Origin of the sequence: Marasmitruncus massiliensis, from assembly GCF_900186535.1 — a bacterium.
Lineage (GTDB): Bacteria > Bacillota > Clostridia > Oscillospirales > Ruminococcaceae > Anaerotruncus > Anaerotruncus massiliensis_A.
Genome location: NZ_FYDE01000005.1, coordinates 1,148,806 through 1,162,042, shown reverse-complemented (window position 1 = coordinate 1,162,042; position 13,237 = coordinate 1,148,806). Strand labels below are relative to the sequence as shown.

Below are 13,237 nucleotides of genomic sequence, written 5' to 3'. Positions count from 1 at the left end.
TGGTTCTATGGTTTCCAAAGATCAGGCGTTGATACGGCTCCAGAGGTCGGCCGCCTGCTCCCGTGACTTCGCAAGAATTTCCACGCCGTCAATGCCAACCAGTTCGCGGTCTTTCATTCTGAGTTTGCCGTCAATAATTGTAGTTACGACGTCATGCCCCATCATACCGAACAGCATATGCCCGTTGCAGTTGTCCGCATGCATCGGAGTCAGCGGGTCGTAGTCTACGACAATGATGTCCGCCGCCGCGCCTTCTTCCAGCACGCCGAGCTTTTTGCTGAAATAGCGGGCGCCGATAACCGCGTTGTTCTCAAACAGCATCTGCGGGACTTCCCCCCAGGCGACGGTTGGATCGCAGAGGTTATGCTTGTGCAGGCAGTTCGCCGCTTTCATCGACTCAAACATATCGTTCGTATAGCCGTCGGTACCAAGCCCCACCAGCAGGCCGCGGTGCATCATTTCAAGCGTGGGCGGGCAACCTACCGCATTGCCCATATTGGATTCCGGATTATGCACGATCATCGTATCGGTTTCTTTCAGGATGTCCATTTCGATTCCATTGACATGGATGCAGTGCCCTGTAATGGTCTGGCTTCCGAGAATCCCGTTGTCGTGCAGGCGGTTGATGACGCGCTTGCCGTATTTTTTCAGGGAGTCGTAAACGTCCGCCATGCCTTCCGCGACATGAATATGGAAGCCGACCCCGTCCGGCGTGTTTTCCCTGCAAAGCGCAAGCGTGGAATCCGAAAGCGTAAAGGATGCGTGCAGGCCCATCATTCCTTTGCGCATATCCGTGTCATCATTTTGACAGGAACGGATAAAATCGGCATTCTCCTTCACAGCGGCTTTCATCTTTTCTTCGCCGTCGCGGTCGGACACCTCATAGCAGAGGCAGGTGCGTACACCCAGTTCCTTTGCTGCGTCCGCAATCACAAACAGGCTGCCTTCGATGCCGCCATAGCTGGCATGATGGTCGAAAACGGTCGTTACTCCACAGCGGATGCAGTCCAGATAGGTGGTAAGCGCGCTCATTTTTGTATCGGCAAGGGTCAGATGGCGATCGATCGTCCACCACTGGCCGTCCAGAATGTCCAGAAAATTCTTCGGCTGATAGCCTTTGATGGAGAGTCCTCTCGCAAAAGCGCTGTAAATATGATTATGCGCATTAATCAGGCCGGGCATGATCACGCCGCCGTGCGCATCAACAAATTCCGCCTCCGGATAGTTCGCGCGCAGCTCCTCTGTCGTGCCGACCGCTATAATACGGTCTTGATCAGCGGCAACACAGCCATTTTCAATCAGCCGATGATTTTCCCCCCGAGTAATCAGTCTTCCATTTCCTACCAGCAACATCATCTGTTCCTCCTTTATTTCTGCTTTGAAACCGGTAACAGCAAAAAAGGCGTCCACCCATCGGATGAACCCCTGAAACCCGGCCGCTTGCAGAGGACGCAGGAAAGCCGAATTTTCAATGATCATCCAGCCCGTGCGCGAAGCACTCCGTTGCAGCTACCCTATCTTAAATTGTGAAAAACGCACAGGAATATTCCCTGTTTCTCTTTGACATGATTATAACATAATCGCAAACCATTTTTTGGTTTGCTTCGCCGCAAAGCGGCGATAGCCGACATTGTCGGCCGGATTATGGTGTAACATCCGTTTCGCGGCGCGCCAGCGCCGCTAACCGCGCAAAGCGCGGCCACAAACAGCTTTGCTGTTTGTTTCGCGGTTATTATAACATAATCGGCGGCAAATCGCAATAGCTTCAAACAATATTCTCAAAAAAAATTTTTAGTATTTACTTTTTTTGTTGCTTTTTATGTAAAAAATTGATATGATAGAATTTATCGAGTACCATTCAGAAAGGGATGTTCAAAATGCTTCCGGAATTGACGCTTCATACACTGAAACAAATTGCTTACGGAATCGCACAGCAGTTTGGGAGCAACTGTGAAGTCGTGATACACGACCTGACAGACAATAACACAGAAAGCTCCATTGTCGACATCGTGAACGGGCATGTTACCAACCGCAAGCCGGGAGACGGGCCTTCCCACGTTGTTTTGGAAGCGCTCCACGGTGACCGCAGCAACCTGCATGACCACCTGAATTACCTGACGAAAACCAAAGACGGGAAAATCCTGAAGTCGAGCACCATTTATATCCGTGACGGCTCCGGAGAGGCAATCGGTGTTTTTGGAATTAACTTTGATATCACCAGCCTTCTGATGATCGAAAACTCCATCAAGCCGCTGATTACAACGGAAACGGGAAGTGACAAAAAGGAGCCGGAACGGATTTCGCAGAATGTCAACGACCTGCTGGACGAGCTGATTGAGCAGTCGGTCCGGCTTGTCGGAAAACCGGTGGCCCTGATGACGAAGGACGACAAGATCAACGCCATCCAGTTTTTAAACAACACCGGCGCATTTTTGATTACCAAAAGCGGCGATAAAGTCTCCAAATATTTCGGGATTTCCAAATATACCCTTTACAGTTACATCGATGCGAAAAACTGAACCGTCCATGATGCAAAGAAGGCGGGCGCCGCGGCGTCCGCCTTCTTCGCTATTTTCGGATCATATTGAGGTACCGATAGATGGTTGGGACGGAAACGCCCAGCTTTTCTGCTACACAGACAATGGAACCTTTTACTAAAAACGTGCCAAGTTCGTCAAGCTTTTCCACAATTTCCAGCTTATCCTTCTGGCTCATCCTGCCAACCAGTTCTTCAAGGTTGGGACAGACGCGAAACAGGTTTGCCTGCACCAGATCGCTGACATTCATGGTAAAGTTCTCCGTAACCCCGCCGCCGGTCTGGATGCCCAGCGCGCCAATCAGGGATTCCAGCTGCAGGCGGGCTTCCGTGAGCGCGTGATAGTCTGTGTTGACACAAAGCATGCCCACCATGGCGCCTGTGTCGTCCTTAATAAAAAAGGTGGATGATTTCAGGCTGTGCCCGTTTTTCGCAACGCCCTGATAATTGGCCATGTAAGGGAGCTGTTCAAACGATGCCGTTTTTAAGATATTCAGTGATAAATCCGTGATGGGCGAACCGACCTCTCTGCCGCTGATGTGTCCATTGCGGATCGCAACAACAGACTGGTGCCAATCCGTCAGGTCATGCAAAACGACCTCGGTATTCTCGCCCATGCAGTCAGCGATAAAATCAACCATGGGAAGATAGAAGGTTAATAACTTATGCAAATCATCCTCCCCTTCTTGACGTTTATTTTGTTTGTTCTTTATCCTTCGGGAGAATTGTGTTCAGCAGGATCGCCATCAAAGTCGCAATCACTACGGAAGAACTTCCGAACACTGTGGTTACCCATTCAGGGAAACCGCCAAGGCTGCCGGATACCGAAGTAACACCGACGCCCAGCGCAACCGCAAGACCAACCACCGCAACATTGCGCTGCGTCAGTTTTTCGGATGTGATCATGCGGATACCGGTCATTGTGATCGTCGCGAACACAGAAATCGTAGCGCCGCCGATCACGCTCTGCGGAATGGTTGTGAGCGCGGAAGCAAATTTCGGAATAAACCCTGCAACCAGCATCACGCCCGCGGCAAATGCAAATACAATTTTATTGACGACACGGTTTACAGTGACAATACCAACGTTCTGGCTGTAGGACGCCGTGGGCAGTCCGCCGAAAAACGCACCCAAAATGCTTGCGGCACCCTGCGCGACGATCCCTCCGGAAAGTTCTTTGTCGGAAGGCAGACGGTCAAGTCCGCCTAAAGTGGTGGAGCTCAGGTCACCAATGGTCTGCACGGAATTGACGATATACATAATTGCCATGGAAATACAGGCGCTGATGTTAAATTTCAAGCCGAAATGCAGGGGAGCAACCAGCTGGAACCAGCCGGCGGTGCCAACCGCTTCAAAGGAAACCATCCCCATCATCAGAGCAACCACATAGCCTATGATCATACCCAGCAGGATCGAAGCCAGCTTGCTGACACCTTTGGTGAAATAGTTAAAGAAGATCACCGCGGCAAATGTGATGATCGCAACCAGCCAGTTTTTCGGGTCGCCAAAGGTCGGGCTTGCCGCGCCGCCGGCCATATATTTCACTGCGGTCGGGTAAAGGGAAAGACCGATTGTAAAGATCACCGTACCGGTGACCAGCGGCGGGAAAAATCTGCGCAGCTGCTTGAGAAAAATTCCAAACAGGATCGCAACGCAGCCGCCGACAATCTGTGCACCTAAAATGGTGGCAAGGTCAAACTTTCCGCCAATCGCAAGCAGGGTCGGCACATAAGCAAAACTGATGCCCATAATCACAGGCAGTCCCGATCCAATACGTCGACCCAGCGGATACAGCTGGATCAGGGTCGCAATCGCAGTGATCAGCAAAGATACCTGAACCAGAATAGTCTTATCCGGACCGCTCAGACCCACAGTATTTGAAACAAGCAGGGCCGGGGTAACCACGCCGACAATCGCCGCAACAACATGCTGAAGCCCGAGGGGAACCACTTGCTTCATGGGAGGCACGCCGCCCAGTTCAAAAATGGATCTCGGTTCTTTTGTAACATGATCCTTCATTCAAACACAACCTTACAAATTTTTTTTAGGAAAACTGTATTTTTATTTGCTATGTTATTAATATAGCTTATGTAAGGTGGGTTTGCAAGAAGATTATCAAAGTTTAATAAAAAAATATCAAAGCGAATTTTGTTTAATTTGTTATAAGTATTACTTATTTAACTGCGATTGCTTCAATTTCAAACAACGCTGCTTTCGGAAGCGCTGCAACCTGCACACAGGAACGGGCAGGGCAATCCCCTTTAAAATAGTCCGCATAAATGGCGTTGATTGCGGCAAAGTCTGCCATATTTGCAAGGAAAACCGTTGTTTTAACCACATCAGAATAATCCATTCCGGCTTCTTTCAGTACTGCGCCCAAATTGTCCAGAGCCTGTTTTGCCTGTGCTTCCACTCCCTCAGGCAGAGCGCCGCTGACCGGATCAAGACCGAGCTGGCCGGAAGTATACAGGACGTTTCCGCCCATAACCGCATGAGAATATGGACCAACAGCGGCAGGGGCATTTTTTGCGGAAATGACTTTGTTCATGGTTTTAATACCTCCAATAAAAAAATAAGGAATGAATTGATTATATCATATTTTTTAGCACTTGTAATAGATTTTTATTAAATAATTTTTAAAAAAATAATATTTTCTTAGAATCACAATTTTATTTTCCCTCACAATTTGAAATTTATTATATAAATTAAAAACTGCCCGCAGAATACGGGCAGTTTTAATGTCTGCGTTGACGGCAGTCACTTTTTCAGTCTTGTAAAAAGAGAAGCTTTGTCGCGGGGAGTTTTGCAAAGAGTGCACCGGCGGAGGACAGCTGCAGGGCTTTTTCCGCCTGTGTTTTGGAACAGGTGGCGTAAAGCGGTTCCCGTGCCCCCTTCATTTCCAGCCTGACAGTGGCTTCACGAAGTGTCTCAGATATTTCCCGGATTTTTACAGGAAAGCCATCCCACTCGGCACAAAACTCGATATCCCCGCCGAATATCCCGACCCATGCGCAGCCTTCTTTGGCGGCGGGCGGTTCAAAATGAAGGTTCCAATCCGGGGCATACCCCGAGTTGTCCAGTTTGGCCAAATTCGGACAGCAGAGCAGCCTCGCCGATGCAATCCGCTCGGGACTGGCAAGCAGCGATTTTGTGCCGCCTTCCTCTACCTTTTTGCCGCCTGAAACAACCGCTGTGCGCGTACTGTATCGATATATCTCGTTGAAATTATGGGAAACCAGCACCGCCGGGCCTGTGAACGTATCCAATGCTTCTGCGAAATCCGATTCGATCTCCTGGCGCAGGCGGCCATCCAAAGCGGAAAAAGGCTCATCCAACAGCAGGATTTCCGGTTCCGCCGCCATCATCCGCGCCAGAGCCACCCGCTGCTGCTGCCCCCCGGAAAGCTGCCACGGGCGGCGGATTTCCAGGCCCTCCAGATGCAGCAACCGAAGCATTTTCGCAATCTGCGCTTCATGCTTTTGTTTATCCCTTACCCCCGCGGCGATATTCTGTTCCACTGTCATATGCGGAAACAGCGCGTAATTTTGAAACATCAGCCCGACGTTTCGGCTGCGGGGCGGCAGGTTGATTCCCTTCTCGGAGTCAAACAGCGTTTTGCCGTTCAGAACAATTTTGCCGCTGTCCGGCTTTACGATCCCGGCGATGCAGCGTAAAGTCATACTTTTGCCGCTGCCGGATTCCCCAAGAATCCCAAGAACTTCTTTGTCTTCCGTTTCCAGCTGCATATTCAGAGAAAATCCCTGAAACTCCTTTCGGATGTCCACCAGAAGGCTCATGCGCCGCCTCCTTTCGCCCGGGCGTTATAGTAGTTCATCAGCCCGAGCGCCAGACAGGATACCGCGGTAATTACCGCGACCCAGATTCCAGCCGTACGCATGTTGCCCGCTGCCGTCGCAAAATAAATGGCAATCGGAATCGTCTGGGTGCGCCCCGGAATGTTCCCGGCGATCATCAGCGTCGCGCCGAATTCGCCGAGCGCACGCGCAAAGGAAAGCGCCGTGCCCGCAGCAATTCCAGGCCATGCCTGCGGAATCAGTACGCGGATAAAAATGGTCCATTCGGACATTCCCAGAGTCCGGGCAGCCCAGATCAGATTTTCGTCCACCTGTTCAAAAGCGCCTTTCGCCGCGCGGTACATCAATGGGAAAGATACGACGACCGCAGCCGCCACGGTGGCCTGCCATGTAAAAATCAACGACAGCCCTATCTGCGCAAGCGTTCTCCCCAGCGGGCTGTTTTTCCCGAACAGCACCAGCAGAAAAAATCCGATCACTGTGGGCGGGAGCACAAGCGGCAGCGTGAATATCACGTCCGTAATCCACTTAACGCGTCCGCCCGCATACAAAAACAGCCGGGCAAAGCCAATTCCCAGAATAAATACCAGCGCTCCGGCACAAAGTACGGTTCGAAGGGATATGGCCAGCGGCGACCAGTCAAACGGCATGGCGGTCACCTCCTTCCTGTTAGGTGATTATCACGATTAATTACTTACGCCACAGGTGAAAATCCGTACTTTTCAAATACTGTTTTGGCTTCATCCCCAAACAAATATTCCACAAACGCCTTGGCGGCATCCGCTGCTTTGCTTTCTTTGACCACACCAACCGGATAAATCACCTTTTTATGGGAATCTTCCGGCGCGGTGCAGGAGATTTCCACTTTATCGCTGATCTTAGCGTCTGTTTCATAAACCACGCCCGCATCCACATTTCCGGTTTCCACCCAGGAAAGCACCTCTCGAACGTCTTTCGCGTAGACCAGTTTGTCCTTTATAGTATCGGTCAGTTTCAGGTTTTCAAACACTTCCGCGGTATACTGTCCAACCGGGACAGTTTCCGGTTCCCCGACGCCAATCTGCTTCACATTGGCAAGTTCCTCAAATGATGCCAGCTTTGTGCCGCCTTTCGGCGTAATCAGGACGACCTTGTTTTCCACAATGTCCTTGACCGTGGAATCATCCATGAGTCCCGCGTCTGATAGGGCCTGCATCTGTTTTTTGCCGGCAGAGAAGAAGACATCGGCGGGCGCGCCCTGTTCAATCTGCTGCTGAAGCGCCCCGGAAGCGGCAAAATTGTAGGTAATGGTAATTCCGCCGTTTTCCTTTTCATAAAGGCCCTTGATCTCGTTCAGACAGTCGGTCAGGCTTGCCGCCGCCGATACCATCAGTTCCACCTGTTCCGCGGGAGCTGCTTCGGAAGATGAAGCTTCTGGCGAAACCGCCGAAGAGACCGCTTCGGAAGAAGGCTCCTGTGAAGAGGATGCCGCCGGGTTTGCTCCGCATGCCGCCATTGACAGCGCCATCATAAGCGCAAGCATACTGCAGATTGTTCGTTTCATAACTCTCTCTCCTTTTGTTCGGTACGCGCACAATCATGCGCACGCCCGGTTAATATTTCCAGCCCATGCCGAAGTTCGGGCAGGATAAACGTCAGGTTTTCGCGGACCGCCTTTGGGCTTCCGGGCAGATTAATAATCAGCGTGGAGCCCCGGATGACGGAAACGGCGCGGGAAAGCATTGCGCGTTTCGTTATGTTCATCGAAGAATAACGCATAGCCTCAGCGATACCGGGGGCGATCCTCTCCGCCACATCCATCGTGGCTTCCGGCATGCAGTCCCGCGGAGAAAATCCTGTACCGCCGGTAGTCAGAATCAGGTCAGCAAGCCCCCCGTCGCAGATGCGGCGCATCTCGGCGGCAAGCTGATCCCGTTCGTCAGGCAGCAGCGTACAGCAGGCTACCTCGTAGCCCGCCTCCTGCGCGAGTTCCCGCGCCACCTGTGTGCTGATATCCTCGCGCTGTCCGGTGAATCCTTTGTCGCTGGCTGTAAGTATCGCAACTTTAAACACGGCGCACCTCCATTATGTCCCCGGCGGAAATGGTCCCGCCCTTTAAAACACGTGCAAACACACCCTCCCGCGGCATAATACACTCCCCCATTTTATGATAGATTTCACAATGGGAGTGGCACTCCTTGCCGATCTGGGTCATTTCCAGCACCACATCGCCGCATTCCAGAATGGTTCCGACCGGCAGGCTGCGGAAATCAATACCGGAAACCACAAGGTTTTCTCCGAAAGCGCCGTTATCGACCTCTGCGCCGCGCGCACGGAATGCCTCTATCCTATCGTAAGAAAGCAGGCTGACCTGCCGATGCCAGTCCCCCGCATGGGCGTCATTCTGAATCCCCCAGTTTTCCTGAAACCGGGCGGAGCCTATATTTTTCTTCTGCGTCCCGCGTTTTTCGCTGATACAGACCGCAATGACCTTTCCCATTTCGTTATCCTCCAATCTGTGCCATGCTGTGCAGCTCCCGATGGGCCACCTCAGCCTGCTCAAAGTGATGGGCCGCCGGCTTCTGCGCAATCGCACGCTCCAGCAGCCGCAGAAGTTCTATATCATCCATCCCCGAACGCAGAGGCGCCCGCAGGTCAATGCCGCGGTCATAGTGCAGGCAAAGCTTTAAAAATCCGGAAGCAGTCAGGCGCACACGGTTGCAGCCGCCGCAGAATTTTTCCGTCACCGCGCTGATAAAACCGATATGACCGGCGAAGCCTTTCAGGGAATAATAAACCGCGGGTCCGTTTCCGAGCCTGTCTGAACAGGGAAGCAGCTTTCCGAACCGCTCCTCCATGCAGGCTTTCAGCTTTTCCTCGGGAAGCCCTTCAAAGCGTTCGCCCAGACCGATGGGCATCATCTCGATAAAACGTACCTGCACCGGTTTTTCCTTTGCGATCGCCGCGATCTTCAAAAGCCCATCCGGATCGGCCTGCCTGGTCGGCACACAGTTGATCTTTACCCGCAGGCCGGCTTCCAGCGCGCTGTTGATGCCGCCGAGCACCTGGGGCAGTTCATCCCGGCGCGTGATCCTGGCAAATTCCTGCCGGTCCAAAGTGTCTATGCTGACATTGATTCCGTCGAGCCCGGCCGTGGCCAGACTGGAAGCAGCTTCGCCAAGCAGCACCCCGTTGGTGGTCATGGTGACCTGCTCGATTCCTTCCACGGCCTTGAGACGCCGCACCAGGTCCACAATGCCAAGGCGGACGAGCGGCTCCCCGCCGGTGAGCTTCAGCTTGCGGATACCCAGCTTTGCCGCGCAGGCACAGATCCGTTCCAGTTCCTCATAGGTAAGAATCTCGTTATGCGCCATGGGGACGATTCCCTCTTCCGGCATGCAATAGACGCAGCGCAGGTTGCAGCGGTCGGTGACGCTGATTCTTAAATAATCAATGGTTCTGCCCTGCGAGTCAATCATCTTTTCACCTGCTTTTCTCAAAAAGGTTTCCCTGTTTCACCCTGATTTTCCTCAAACCGGAAATCGCCGGATTTTCCGCCGGATTTGCTGACCAGGTGGAGATTTCCGATCACCATTCCCCGGTCAATCGCTTTGCACATGTCGTAGATGGTCAGCAGCGCCACCGACGCGCCGGTCAGCGCTTCCATCTCCACACCGGTTTTTCCGCTTACCTGAACGGTACAGATCGCCTCCACCGTCTGGGTTTCCGGATGCAGTTCGAACTCCACCGCGCATTTGGTCAGCATCAGCGGATGGCAGAGCGGAATCAGGCCGGACGTCTGTTTTGCAGCCATGATGCCCGCTATGCGGGCAACCCCGAGCACATCGCCTTTCCCGACGGTGCCGCTTTCGATTGCGGCAAATGCCTTTTCGCCCACCCGGATTTCGCCCTTCGCGGTGGCGGCACGTTCCGTGACCGCTTTCCCGCCGACATCCACCATCACCGCGTTGCCATGCGCATCAAGATGCGTCAATCCGTTTTCCATCAGTGCCCTCCCTTTCCGAAGCCGCAGTTTGGAAAATGGCAGACTTCGCAGCTCAGGCACAGCCCGCCGTTTCCAAGCTTCGCCAGGTCCTTTTTGGCAATCGGGATGTCCGCCATCAAACGCGGCAGAACGAGATCGAAGATGGTGCGCTTAGCGTACATCACACATCCCGGAAGACCAAGAACCGGGCGGCCGTCCTGATAGGAGAGCAGGAACATTGCTCCCGGCAAAACCGGCGCGCCATAGCTGATGATGTTGGCACCTGTCGCGCGGATGGCCGCCGGTGTGCGGTCATCCGGGTCCACGCTCATGCCTCCGGTGCAAATCACCATTTCCGCACCCTGCGCCAAAAATTCATTGATTGCTGCCGTAATGGTTTCCGGCTCGTCCCCGCAATAGGTTACTCCCAGAATTTCCGCGCCGAATTCCTCCAGTTTTTTCACAACAACCGGGCTGAATGTATCTTTGATGCGCCCGTAAAATACTTCGTTGCCGGTCGTCACAATGCCACACTTTTTTCTGCGGTACGGTTTCAGGCTGAAAATCGGTGTATTTCCCGCGATTCTTTCCGCCTCCTGCAATTTTTTCTCATCGACCACCAGCGGAATCACCCGGGTTCCGGCGAGCTTATTCCCCGCTTTGACAGGGTAATAATTGCTGAGAGTTGCAATCATCAGTTCATCAATACTGTTGATGGCATTCAATTTTTCCAGGTCTATACAGAACACGCCGTCGATTGCCGCGAAAAGCTCAATCTTTCCTTCTTTCACCGGCGATTCGTTCATATATTCATTCTTGCATAAGCGGTACAGACGATCCGCGGCATCGTTCTCGTGCAGCATTCCCTCCTGCTTTTCCCAGACATACAAGTAATCCTTGCCCATAGAAAGCAGTACGGGGATATCCTCTTCCGTTACAATATGCCCCTTGCGGAACCGGGCGTCCTTGGATACGCCTTTGATAATCTGGGTCATATCATGGCAAAGCACATGGCCGACCGCTTTGGCGGTTTCAATCTTTTTCATCCTGTTCACCTGCATTAAAGTATTTCTCAAACAAGCCGTCCGCAACTTTGCAAAGCTCCTGCCGGAAATCGGTGTACCGGTTTACAAAGTCGCGGCCTTTGGGCGTCAGGCGGGAATAGCCCCCGCCGCTTCCCCCCACATGGCGCTCCATCAGGGGAAATCCAAGCTCCTGTTCAGCATGTCTGATAATCTTCCACGCCTTGCTGTAAGACATTTCCATCTGTGCGGCGGCGGTCTGCAAAGACCCGGTTTCATCCACCAGCAACAGAATCTGCTCAACTCCGGGTCCGAAAAAAGACGCGTGATTTTCAAGCCGCAGGCGTATGCAATAGTGTAATCCCATTTCATTCCCTCCATCGATATGTTTATAAAAACATATCGGTTGTTCAAATTATATCCCTGTCTTCTGCAAAGTCAAGAGAAAACTGCGATATATAGAGATTATCAATAAATCAGACATGCCAAACGGCGGCCGGTTCACCCGGCCGCCATAATCGATTATTTTCCGTCTCCGACAACCTTATAGGTTTCATTCACAATCCGTTCCATGGCATTGAGAATGTTCTGGTAACCGGTGCAGCGGCAGAGATGCCCTGAGATCAGCTTGCGCAGCTCTTCCCGGCTGTATTTTTTCCCGCTGCCCACAATTTCCACCGCGCTCATAATCAGGCCGGGGGTGCAGAAACCGCATTGGACTGCGGCTTCTTCCACAAAAGCGGTCTGAATAGGGCTGAGTTCCCCATTAGGCCCGCGCAGTCCTTCCACAGTCAGGATACGTCTGCCTTCCGCCCAAGCAGTCAGATAGATGCAGGAATCGATGGCTTCCCCATCCACCAGTACGGTACAGGCGCCGCATTCCCCGACTTCGCAGCCTCTTTTTACACTGGTCAGCCCCAGACGGTTGCGCAGAGTATCCAGCAGGCTTTCCCGCCCGTCAACCGCTACTTCCACCGGCTTGTCGTTGACCACCATCTGGATAATTTTAAGCATTGACCGCACCTCCCGCATTGATGATCGCCTGTTTTAAGGCACGCTTGCTCAGTTCTTCCACCAGCTGCAAACGGAACTCTTTCGAAGCGCGCCAGCTGGTTCTTGGGCTCACTTCCGTAACGGCTGTCTTTCCCACCTCGTCAAACAGCGACTGCGAAATCTTCTGCCCATTCGCCAGCGCTTCCGCTTTGTGACAACGGATTGGAGTGGGAGCCGCCACACCGAACGCCAAACGCATATCCTCGATTGCATCTTTCGCCGGGTTTAGTTTCACATTGACAGCGCATCCGAGCGTCGCAATATCCATCGCGTTGCGCTGTGCGTATTTAATATAGTGTCCGCCAAAGCCCTCGTAGTCCTTTTTCCGGACGCGGATAGCGACCAGCAGTTCATTATGCGCGCGATCGGTGCGTCCCGGCCCCTTATAAAAGTCCGCGATTTCGACCCTGCGGCTGCCGTCGGGGCCCCGCAGTTCCAGCTGCGCGTTGAGGGCAAACAGCGTGGACGCGCTGTCCGCACTGGTTGCGCCGTTGCAGACATTGCCGCCGATGGTGCCGATATTCCGGATCTGGGGGCCGCCGACCTGATCAACGGCATCTCCGAGAACAGGGATGTATTTTTGAATAATCGGATGATAAGTCACATGGCTGAAAGAGGTTGCGGGGCGAATCAGGATGGTGCCGTCCTCCTCCATGAAAACGCCGTTCAATTCCCTGATCCCGTGAATGCTGACAAGCGAACAGCCCGCCAGCTTTCCTTCGCGGATTTTAATCAGGACATCGCTTCCGCCCGAAATAATAACCGCGTCGGGGTCGGCGGTAAGGGCCGCGATTGCATCCGGCACACTTTTCGCTAGATACAGCTTTTCGATATCATACATTTCTTC

At 52.7% G+C, this 13,237-nt stretch carries 16 protein-coding genes; 1 reads left to right on the top strand and 15 read right to left on the bottom strand.

Features of this window, described 5'->3' with window-relative positions; genetic code table 11:
* Positions 1-21: 21 nt before the first annotated feature.
* Positions 22-1,353 (bottom strand): putative aminohydrolase SsnA, encoded by a 1,332-nt coding sequence (ssnA, locus tag C1A10_RS13640; protein WP_101911673.1) that lies wholly within the window; start codon positions 1,351-1,353, stop codon positions 22-24.
* A 524-nt stretch (positions 1,354-1,877) separates the two neighbouring features.
* On the opposite strand from ssnA, the gene C1A10_RS13635 reads away from it, so the two are divergent.
* Positions 1,878-2,519 carry a helix-turn-helix transcriptional regulator gene (locus C1A10_RS13635; RefSeq protein WP_101910778.1) on the top strand — a complete coding sequence of 214 codons (642 nt, stop codon included), beginning with the start codon at positions 1,878-1,880 and terminating at the stop codon, positions 2,517-2,519.
* Between the two features lie 49 nt (positions 2,520-2,568).
* Here the strand turns inward: C1A10_RS13635 and C1A10_RS13630 are convergent, their stop codons facing one another.
* From C1A10_RS13630 to xdhB, 14 genes are all read right to left on the bottom strand, one after another.
* A complete protein-coding gene (locus C1A10_RS13630; protein WP_101910777.1) occupies positions 2,569-3,207 on the bottom strand; it encodes a helix-turn-helix transcriptional regulator in 639 nt (212 codons plus the stop codon).
* Positions 3,208-3,229: 22 nt separating this feature from the next.
* Positions 3,230-4,555: a uracil-xanthine permease family protein gene (locus tag C1A10_RS13625; protein WP_101910776.1), complete on the bottom strand. Its 1,326-nt coding sequence runs from the start codon at positions 4,553-4,555 to the stop codon at positions 3,230-3,232.
* 154 nt (positions 4,556-4,709) lie between these two features.
* The gene (locus C1A10_RS13620; protein WP_101910775.1) at positions 4,710-5,084 is read right to left on the bottom strand and encodes a RidA family protein; all 375 of its coding nucleotides are present in this window, start codon (positions 5,082-5,084) and stop codon (positions 4,710-4,712) included.
* A 217-nt stretch (positions 5,085-5,301) separates the two neighbouring features.
* Positions 5,302-6,333, bottom strand: a complete 1,032-nt coding sequence (locus tag C1A10_RS13615; RefSeq protein ID WP_101910774.1) for a sulfate/molybdate ABC transporter ATP-binding protein — start codon at positions 6,331-6,333, stop codon at positions 5,302-5,304.
* Positions 6,330-7,001: a molybdate ABC transporter permease subunit gene (gene modB, locus C1A10_RS13610; protein WP_101910773.1), complete on the bottom strand. Its 672-nt coding sequence runs from the start codon at positions 6,999-7,001 to the stop codon at positions 6,330-6,332. Before modB ends, C1A10_RS13615 begins: the two co-directional genes overlap by 4 nt.
* 44 nt (positions 7,002-7,045) lie before the next feature.
* Positions 7,046-7,894 (bottom strand): molybdate ABC transporter substrate-binding protein, encoded by an 849-nt coding sequence (modA, locus tag C1A10_RS13605; protein WP_242968935.1) that lies wholly within the window; start codon positions 7,892-7,894, stop codon positions 7,046-7,048.
* Positions 7,891-8,403, bottom strand: coding sequence for a MogA/MoaB family molybdenum cofactor biosynthesis protein (locus C1A10_RS13600; RefSeq protein ID WP_101910772.1), 513 nt, complete (start codon positions 8,401-8,403; stop codon positions 7,891-7,893). Before C1A10_RS13600 ends, modA begins: the two co-directional genes overlap by 4 nt.
* Entirely contained in the window at positions 8,396-8,830 is a 435-nt protein-coding gene (locus C1A10_RS13595; RefSeq protein WP_101910771.1) for an MOSC domain-containing protein, read from the bottom strand. Before C1A10_RS13595 ends, C1A10_RS13600 begins: the two co-directional genes overlap by 8 nt.
* Before the next feature lie 4 nt (positions 8,831-8,834).
* Positions 8,835-9,809: a GTP 3',8-cyclase MoaA gene (gene moaA / locus C1A10_RS13590; protein WP_101910770.1), complete on the bottom strand. Its 975-nt coding sequence runs from the start codon at positions 9,807-9,809 to the stop codon at positions 8,835-8,837.
* A gap of 17 nt (positions 9,810-9,826) precedes the next feature.
* Entirely contained in the window at positions 9,827-10,336 is a 510-nt protein-coding gene (gene moaC / locus C1A10_RS13585; RefSeq protein WP_101910769.1) for a cyclic pyranopterin monophosphate synthase MoaC, read from the bottom strand.
* The gene (locus tag C1A10_RS13580) at positions 10,336-11,361 is read right to left on the bottom strand and encodes a molybdopterin-binding protein (protein WP_101910768.1); all 1,026 of its coding nucleotides are present in this window, start codon (positions 11,359-11,361) and stop codon (positions 10,336-10,338) included. The genes moaC and C1A10_RS13580 overlap by 1 nt, the downstream gene beginning before the upstream one ends.
* On the bottom strand, positions 11,348-11,704 hold the full coding sequence (locus C1A10_RS13575; protein WP_101910767.1) for a winged helix-turn-helix domain-containing protein: 357 nt from the start codon (positions 11,702-11,704) through the stop codon (positions 11,348-11,350). The genes C1A10_RS13580 and C1A10_RS13575 overlap by 14 nt, the downstream gene beginning before the upstream one ends.
* Positions 11,705-11,859: 155 nt before the next feature.
* A complete protein-coding gene (xdhC, locus tag C1A10_RS13570) occupies positions 11,860-12,351 on the bottom strand; it encodes a xanthine dehydrogenase subunit XdhC (protein WP_101910766.1) in 492 nt (163 codons plus the stop codon).
* Positions 12,344-13,231, bottom strand: coding sequence for a xanthine dehydrogenase subunit XdhB (gene xdhB, locus C1A10_RS13565; RefSeq protein ID WP_101910765.1), 888 nt, complete (start codon positions 13,229-13,231; stop codon positions 12,344-12,346). Before xdhB ends, xdhC begins: the two co-directional genes overlap by 8 nt.
* Positions 13,232-13,237 lie beyond the last annotated feature (6 nt).

Bases quoted from the DNA above. Each gene is read 5' to 3' on its own strand.
- modA (WP_242968935.1), bottom strand. From the start codon at position 7,894: ATGAAACGAACAATCTGCAGTATGCTTGCGCTTATGATGGCGCTGTCA.
- C1A10_RS13615 (WP_101910774.1), bottom strand. From the start codon at position 6,333: ATGAGCCTTCTGGTGGACATCCGAAAGGAGTTTCAGGGATTTTCTCTG.
- modB (WP_101910773.1), bottom strand. From the start codon at position 7,001: ATGCCGTTTGACTGGTCGCCGCTGGCCATATCCCTTCGAACCGTACTT.
- C1A10_RS13625 (WP_101910776.1), bottom strand. From the start codon at position 4,555: ATGAAGGATCATGTTACAAAAGAACCGAGATCCATTTTTGAACTGGGC.
- moaA (WP_101910770.1), bottom strand. From the start codon at position 9,809: ATGATTGACTCGCAGGGCAGAACCATTGATTATTTAAGAATCAGCGTC.
- C1A10_RS13595 (WP_101910771.1), bottom strand. From the start codon at position 8,830: ATGGGAAAGGTCATTGCGGTCTGTATCAGCGAAAAACGCGGGACGCAG.
- moaC (WP_101910769.1), bottom strand. From the start codon at position 10,336: ATGGAAAACGGATTGACGCATCTTGATGCGCATGGCAACGCGGTGATG.
- ssnA (WP_101911673.1), bottom strand. From the start codon at position 1,353: ATGTTGCTGGTAGGAAATGGAAGACTGATTACTCGGGGGGAAAATCAT.
- xdhB (WP_101910765.1), bottom strand. From the start codon at position 13,231: ATGTATGATATCGAAAAGCTGTATCTAGCGAAAAGTGTGCCGGATGCA.
- C1A10_RS13575 (WP_101910767.1), bottom strand. From the start codon at position 11,704: ATGGGATTACACTATTGCATACGCCTGCGGCTTGAAAATCACGCGTCT.
- C1A10_RS13620 (WP_101910775.1), bottom strand. From the start codon at position 5,084: ATGAACAAAGTCATTTCCGCAAAAAATGCCCCTGCCGCTGTTGGTCCA.
- C1A10_RS13580 (WP_101910768.1), bottom strand. From the start codon at position 11,361: ATGAAAAAGATTGAAACCGCCAAAGCGGTCGGCCATGTGCTTTGCCAT.
- xdhC (WP_101910766.1), bottom strand. From the start codon at position 12,351: ATGCTTAAAATTATCCAGATGGTGGTCAACGACAAGCCGGTGGAAGTA.
- C1A10_RS13635 (WP_101910778.1), top strand. From the start codon at position 1,878: ATGCTTCCGGAATTGACGCTTCATACACTGAAACAAATTGCTTACGGA.